This is a genomic window from Kocuria sp., from assembly GCF_030536815.1.
Lineage (GTDB): Bacteria > Actinomycetota > Actinomycetes > Actinomycetales > Micrococcaceae > Kocuria > Kocuria gwangalliensis.
The window spans coordinates 1-6,207 of record NZ_JAUNPE010000032.1 but is presented as its reverse complement, the minus strand read 5'-3'; the positions used below and the strand labels follow the sequence as shown (position 1 = coordinate 6,207).

Genomic DNA, 6,207 nt, shown 5'->3' with positions numbered 1-6,207 from the left:
GGGTTGTTGCGCGCGGCCTCCGCTTCCAACTGCGCGCTGCGGTGGGCGTCCACGGCGGTCCAGGACAGTACCGCAGTGGAAACCACCGCTAAACACGCGATGATCACGAGTGCCAGTCGGCGCTTGGTCTGCTCGGGCCACGTCCACGCCTTGAGCGGGTTTTCAATGAACGCCGTGAGCACCAGCGCCAGAACAATCGACACCAGCACCAGCGCAACACCCGAACGCGGTCCGGCCCAGGGACGATCCATGATGACCAGGTACGTGACCAGCAGCGGCCAATGCACCAGGTACAACGCGTAGGCGGCGTCGCCCAACTTCACCACGGGCCGCCAGGACAAAAACCGGTCGAACCCCACCCGGGACTCGGTGTTACCGGCCACGATGATTGCGGCCGCGGACAGCAGCGGCCACAGAGCGATCCAGCCCGGAAAAGCACCTTGAACGTCCACCAGGATGCCCACGGACACCATGCTCACAATGCCCACCCACCCCAGGATGATGCGCAGCACCCGCGGCGGATTGAGGTAGGGAATCGCCAAGGCGATCAGAGAACCCAGCGCGAACTCCCACAACCGGGCACGGGTGTCGAAATAGGCGTAAGCCTGTTGAGTCTCGGTGGTGATCACCGAAAAAATCATGGACGCCGCAAAAATCAACCCGAAACACACCGCCAGAATGGGCACCGAACTGATGCGTGTGCGGCGTCGTAGTAGCCACGCGAAACCAAAGATCAACGGCCACAACAAGAAGACTTGGCCCTGAACGGACAGGGACCAGAAATGCTGGAACGGCGAGGCCGTGGAATGATCCGCCGCGTAATAATCCACCGACGACGCCGCAAGAGCCCAGTTCTCCACGTAGAAAACGGACGCCAGGGCCTCCCAGCGGAACTGCGCGACCGAGGACTCGGGAAACACCGTGAGCAACCCGATCGTCACGAGAATCACCACGGTGGCCAGCGGAAGCAGGCGCTTGAACGTGTGCAACCAGTACCGGCCGATGGCCAGCGGGCGACCGCTTTCGATCTTGCGCACAAAGGACAACGTCATGAAGAACGCGGAGATCAACAAGAAGATGTCCACACCGCCCGACACCCGGCCCAGGAACACGTGGTAAATCACCACCAGCAGGACCGCTACGGCGCGCAAACCCTGCACTTCGGTTCGGAAACCGGAATAGCGCGAGACGACGTCGGGGCGAACGTGGGGCGCGCTCGACCGTGGGGGAAGGGTTTCGGGCATGACTGCCACCTTAACCCCCTCGAGTTGACATGCAGAATCGAGGTCCGTCGTCACCGCCCGTAAGGACAGCTACTGGATCCACGCACTGAAAAACCGGCGGCCCGCCCGTGATGTGGGCGAACCGCCGGTCAGCGTGGATCTCATCGCAGCAGATCAGTGCTGGTGGTGATCCTCAGAGTCGTTCTTCTTCTCGGCCACCAGAGTTTCGGTGGTGAGCACCAGAGCGGCAATGGATGCGGCGTTCTGCAGGGCGGAACGGGTGACCTTGACCGGGTCGATGATGCCGGCCGAGACCAAGTTCTCGTACTCTCCCGTCACGGCGTTGTAGCCGTGGCCCGGCTCGAGGTCCGCCACGCGGGAGGCCACTACGTAGCCGTCCTGTCCGGCGTTCTCTGCGATCCAACGCAAGGGCTGGACCAGGGCGCGACGCACGATACCCACGGCCGTGGCGGCGTCGCCGTCGAGACCGAGTTCGGCGCCGTCGAGCGCCTTGGATGCGTGCACCAGAGCGGAACCGCCGCCGGCCACGATGCCCTCTTCGAGTGCGGCGCGGGTCGAGGAGACGGCGTCTTCGATGCGGTGCTTGCGTTCCTTCTGCTCCACCTCTGTGGCGGCGCCCACCTTGACCACCGAGATGCCGCCGGCCAGACGAGCCAGACGTTCCTGGAGCTTTTCGCGATCCCATTCGGAATCGGTGCGCTCCACCTCTGCCTTGATCTCAGCCACGCGATCGGCGATCTGCTCGGCCGTACCGCCGCCGTCCACCACGGTGGTCAGGCTCTTGGTCACGCTCACGCGACGAGCGGTACCCAGCTGGGTCAGGTCAACACTGTCCAGCGAAATGCCCAGCTCGGCGGTGATCACAGTGCCGTTGGTCAGCACGGCCAGGTCCTGCATGATCGCCTTGCGGCGGTCACCGAAACCGGGAGCCTTCAGGGCGACGACGTCCAGGGTGCCACGCAACTTATTGACCACCAGGGTGGACAGGGCTTCGCCCTCGACGTCCTCTGCAATGATCGTCAGCGGCTTCTTGGCCTGCAGCACCTTCTCCAGAACGGGCATCAGGTCCTGCACGGAGGAGATCTTGCCCTGGTAGAGCAGGATCAGGCTGTCCTCGAGGACGGCTTCCTGACGTTCCTGATCGGTGATGAAGGAGGGCGAGAGGTAGCCCTTGTCGAACTGCATACCTTCGGTGACCTCCAGCTCGACCTCTGTGGAGGAGCCGTCCTCGATGGTGATGACGCCGTCCGTGCCCACGGTCTCGAACGCGCGAGCAATCAGCTCACCGATCTCGGTGGACTGCGCGGAGATCGCGGCCACGTGGGCCACGTCCTGGCCTTCGACCGGGCGGGCGTTGTCCAGCAGTCGCTGGGAGACGGCCTCCACCGCGGCTTCGATTCCACGCTTGATCTCGCTGGGCGCTGCACCGGCGGCCACGTTGCGCAGACCCTCCTTGACCAGTGCCTGAGCCAGCACGGTCGCGGTGGTGGTGCCGTCACCGGCAACATCGTTGGTCTTGGTGGCGACCTCCTTGGCGAGCTGCGCGCCGAGGTTCTCGTACGGGTCGTCCAGCTCTACTTCGCGAGCAATGGTGACGCCGTCGTTGGTGATCGTGGGGGCGCCCCACTTCTTGTCCAGGACAACGTTGCGCCCGCGCGGGCCGAGGGTGACCTTGACAGTGTCGGCTAGCCGGTTGACACCGGCCTCAAGGGCTTTGCGAGCGGCGTCGTTGAACGCCAACTGCTTGGGCATGTGTGCTCCTTATCGGGCGAGAAGACTAAGAATGAAAAACGCGGTACCCGTGCGCCACCCACTCACGAGTAGGCGCAGCGGGCACCGCGCAGAAAGGTTGTGGAAGATTTACTTCTCGATGACAGCCAGCACGTCGCGTGCCGGGAGCACGAGGTACTCTTCGCCGTTGTACTTGACCTCGGTTCCGCCGTACTTGGAGAAGATGACCAGGTCACCTTCCTTGACGTCCACGGGAATGCGGTTGCCCTTGTCGTCGACGCGGCCCGGACCCACAGCCAGGACGGTGCCCTCCTGGGGCTTTTCCTTGGCGGTATCGGGGATGACCAGACCGGAAGCAGTAGTCTGCTCGGCGGCCAGTGGCTGGACCACAATGCGGTCCTCGAGAGGCTTGATGGAGACCGACACGATCTCTCCCTTTCTTTAGGCGTATGAGACGGTGAGCGCCCACGGTGGTTCACGGGGTCCCGTGACCGCGGATGCGCTACGAGCCAGTTGGCGTGCCAACCGTCGTCGCGGTGCCGATTGAGCGCCTGGCCCTTAGCACCCTCACCCGGAGAGTGCCAATAGTCACTCTAGGGTTGGGCTGGCAGTCGGTCAAGGCGAGTGCCAAACGTTCACTCGCCGGTGAAGTCATTTAGGACATTAATATATTCGCTATTAGTTTGCGCACACGAGACGGCTCCCGATAGCTTGTCAGGTAAGGCAATCCTAAGACGATGCATCCGCGGGTCAGGGGACGACGGCGCCGTCGTACCTACCCGGCATCGCCACCGGCTTGCGCGGCCGCACGATCTCGCACCTTCCCTGACACTTGAGGAACGTAATGAACCGCATCAGCCCTAAGGCCATGGCACTGCTCACCGCAGGTGGCCTGCTCGCTCTCACCGGTTGCTCCACCGAAGCCGCCGGCGACTCCTCCTCCGAGGAAAGTTCGTCGAACGAAACCGTGACCGTGGAGCACGTCCAGGGCACCACCGAGGTCCCCAAGAACCCCGAGACCGTGATTTCCATGGATCTGGGTGTGATCGACAGCTTCGAGGCCCTGGGCGAAGAGGTCGACGGCCTCCCCAAGCCCGCGTCCCTGCCGGACGAGTTCGAGAAGTACCAGGACGAGAAGTACGTCAACGCCGGTGGCATGAAGGAACCGGACATGGAAGCGATCTCCGCCGCCAACCCGGACCTGATCATCATTTCCGGTCGCACCGCCGACTTCTACGACCAGTTCTCGGAAATCGCACCCACCGTGGATCTGACCATGGATCAGAAGGATCCGGTGGCTTCGTTCAAGAAGCAGTCCGAGACCATCGGGCAGATCCTGGGTAAGGAGTCCGAGGTCGAGGACAAGCTGGCCGATGTGGACCAGCAGATCTCCGACACCAAACAAGCCGCGGCCGACGCGGGTTCCGCCATGTTCCTGATGACCAACGCCGGCGAGATCAACGCCTACGGCCCCGGCTCGCGTTTCGGCAACATCATCTTTGACACCCTGGGCCTGGAACCCGCCGGTGACGTGCAGTCCGAAGGCAGCCACGGCGAGTCCCTTTCCTTCGAGGCCATCTCCGAGGCCAACCCGGACCGCCTGTACGTGATCGACCGCGACGTGGCCGTGGGCCAGGGAGAATCCGGTCAGGCCGCGCAGCAGGTACTGGACAACGACCTGGTCAACCAGACCACCGCCGCCACCAAGGACCAGATCACCTACCTGGATCCCTCCGCGTGGTACATCGTGGGACCCGGCCTGAACAACTTCCCCGCAATGATCACTGAAGTTCAGGACAGCTTGACGTGAGCACTATCGCTCGCGCACCTGAGAACACCGGCGGCAACGGTTCGGTTCCCGAACCCGCTGCAACCCGTGGAAGGACCAACCGCACGGACCGGGCCACCACACCCGGGCCCTTCAAGCGGTTGCTCCGCTCCAACGGCGCCCTGGTGACGGCGGCCCTCGCGGTCTTCGTCCTGGCAGTGATCTCAACGTTCGTGGGCGTCGCGGATGTCACGCCGGCCACCCTGATCCGTCAGGTGGCCGGCGGGGACACCGCCGGACTCCAAGAGTCCTTCCATCTCCTCTCCGTCTCCCGTTTCCCGCGCACCATCTCCGTGATTCTTGCCGGCATGGCCATGGCCGTTGCCGGCCTGATCATGCAGCAAATGGCACGCAATAAATTCGTGGAGCCCTCCACGGTCGGCACCGTGGAATCCGCCTCCCTGGGTCTGCTCGCCGTCACCGTGCTGATCCCGAGCGCTCCCCTGCTCGGCAAGATGGGTGTGGCCGCGGTCTTCGCCGTGGGCGGTACCGCATTGTTCCTTGCCGTGCTGCAAAAGATCCCGCTGCGCAATGCGTTGCTCGTACCGCTGGTCGGCATCATGCTCGGCAATGTGATTGCCGCAATCACCACGTTCTTCGCCTACCGATTCAACCTGCTGCAGACGCTGAACACCTGGATGATCGGCGACTTCTCCGGAGTGATCAAGGGCCGCTACGAACTGCTCTGGCTCGTGGCCGCGCTGACCCTGATCGGCTACATTGCCGCCGACCGCTTCACCGTGGCGGGCATGGGCCAGGACGTCTCAACGACCCTCGGGGTGAACTACAAGCGCATCATGGCGCTCGGCATGACCATCGTGGCCCTGATCTCCGCCGTGGTGGTCGTGACCATCGGCTCCATTCCGTTCCTGGGCCTGGTGGTACCCAACATCGTGTCACTGCTGATCGGTGACAACATGCGCCGCTCGGTTCCATGGGTGGGCGTCTTCGGCGCGGGCTTCGTGCTCGTGTGCGACATTGTGGGCCGTGTGATCCGTTTTCCGTTCGAAATTCCCGTGGGCACCGTGGTGGCCGTGGTGGGTGCCGCTATCTTCTTGGCCATGTTGCTGCGGAAGCGAGCTCGTTCCCGATGACCCCCAAGTCCTCCGCTCTGCCGATGCCCAGCGCCATTCAGCAGAAGCGCAAACGCTTTGTCGTGCGATCCGTGTCGCCGGCCGTGGTCACCGCCGGTATCGGCGTCCTGGCGCTCGTGTGCATCGGCCTGTACTTGTTCCTGGGGCTCGACTCCAATGCCGCCTACGTGCTCCCCCGCCGCGCGAACCGCGTGTTCACCATGGTCCTGGTGGCCTTCTGCGTGGGTGTCTCCACCGTGCTGTTCCAGACGGTCACCTCCAACAGGATCCTGACGCCCTCCATCATGGGCTTCGATTCCCTGTTCATGCT

6 protein-coding genes are annotated in these 6,207 nt (G+C 63.5%); 3 read left to right on the top strand and 3 right to left on the bottom strand.

What is annotated here, in order from left to right; translation table 11 throughout:
* The 3 genes from Q4E95_RS04960 to groES form a co-directional block, all read right to left on the bottom strand.
* Positions 1–1,244 (bottom strand): acyltransferase (locus tag Q4E95_RS04960; RefSeq protein ID WP_303382255.1); only part of this gene is annotated, 1,244 nt, incomplete at its 3' end.
* Between the two features lie 153 nt (positions 1,245–1,397).
* Complete coding sequence (gene groL, locus Q4E95_RS04955) at positions 1,398–2,996, bottom strand: chaperonin GroEL (RefSeq protein WP_303382254.1); 1,599 nt, start codon at positions 2,994–2,996, stop codon at positions 1,398–1,400.
* Between the two features lie 108 nt (positions 2,997–3,104).
* Positions 3,105–3,401: a co-chaperone GroES gene (groES, locus tag Q4E95_RS04950; protein ID WP_095798825.1), complete on the bottom strand. Its 297-nt coding sequence runs from the start codon at positions 3,399–3,401 to the stop codon at positions 3,105–3,107.
* Positions 3,402–3,819: 418 nt separating this feature from the next.
* Here groES and Q4E95_RS04945 point away from each other — a divergent pair, with 418 nt between their 5' ends.
* The 3 genes from Q4E95_RS04945 to Q4E95_RS04935 all read left to right on the top strand — a co-directional run.
* On the top strand, positions 3,820–4,785 hold the full coding sequence (locus Q4E95_RS04945; protein WP_303382253.1) for a siderophore ABC transporter substrate-binding protein: 966 nt from the start codon (positions 3,820–3,822) through the stop codon (positions 4,783–4,785).
* On the top strand, positions 4,782–5,897 hold the full coding sequence (locus Q4E95_RS04940; protein ID WP_345311082.1) for an ABC transporter permease: 1,116 nt from the start codon (positions 4,782–4,784) through the stop codon (positions 5,895–5,897). The genes Q4E95_RS04945 and Q4E95_RS04940 overlap by 4 nt, the downstream gene beginning before the upstream one ends.
* 23 nt (positions 5,898–5,920) lie before the next feature.
* A partial coding sequence (locus Q4E95_RS04935; protein WP_303382252.1) for an iron chelate uptake ABC transporter family permease subunit occupies positions 5,921–6,207 on the top strand: 287 nt, incomplete at its 3' end.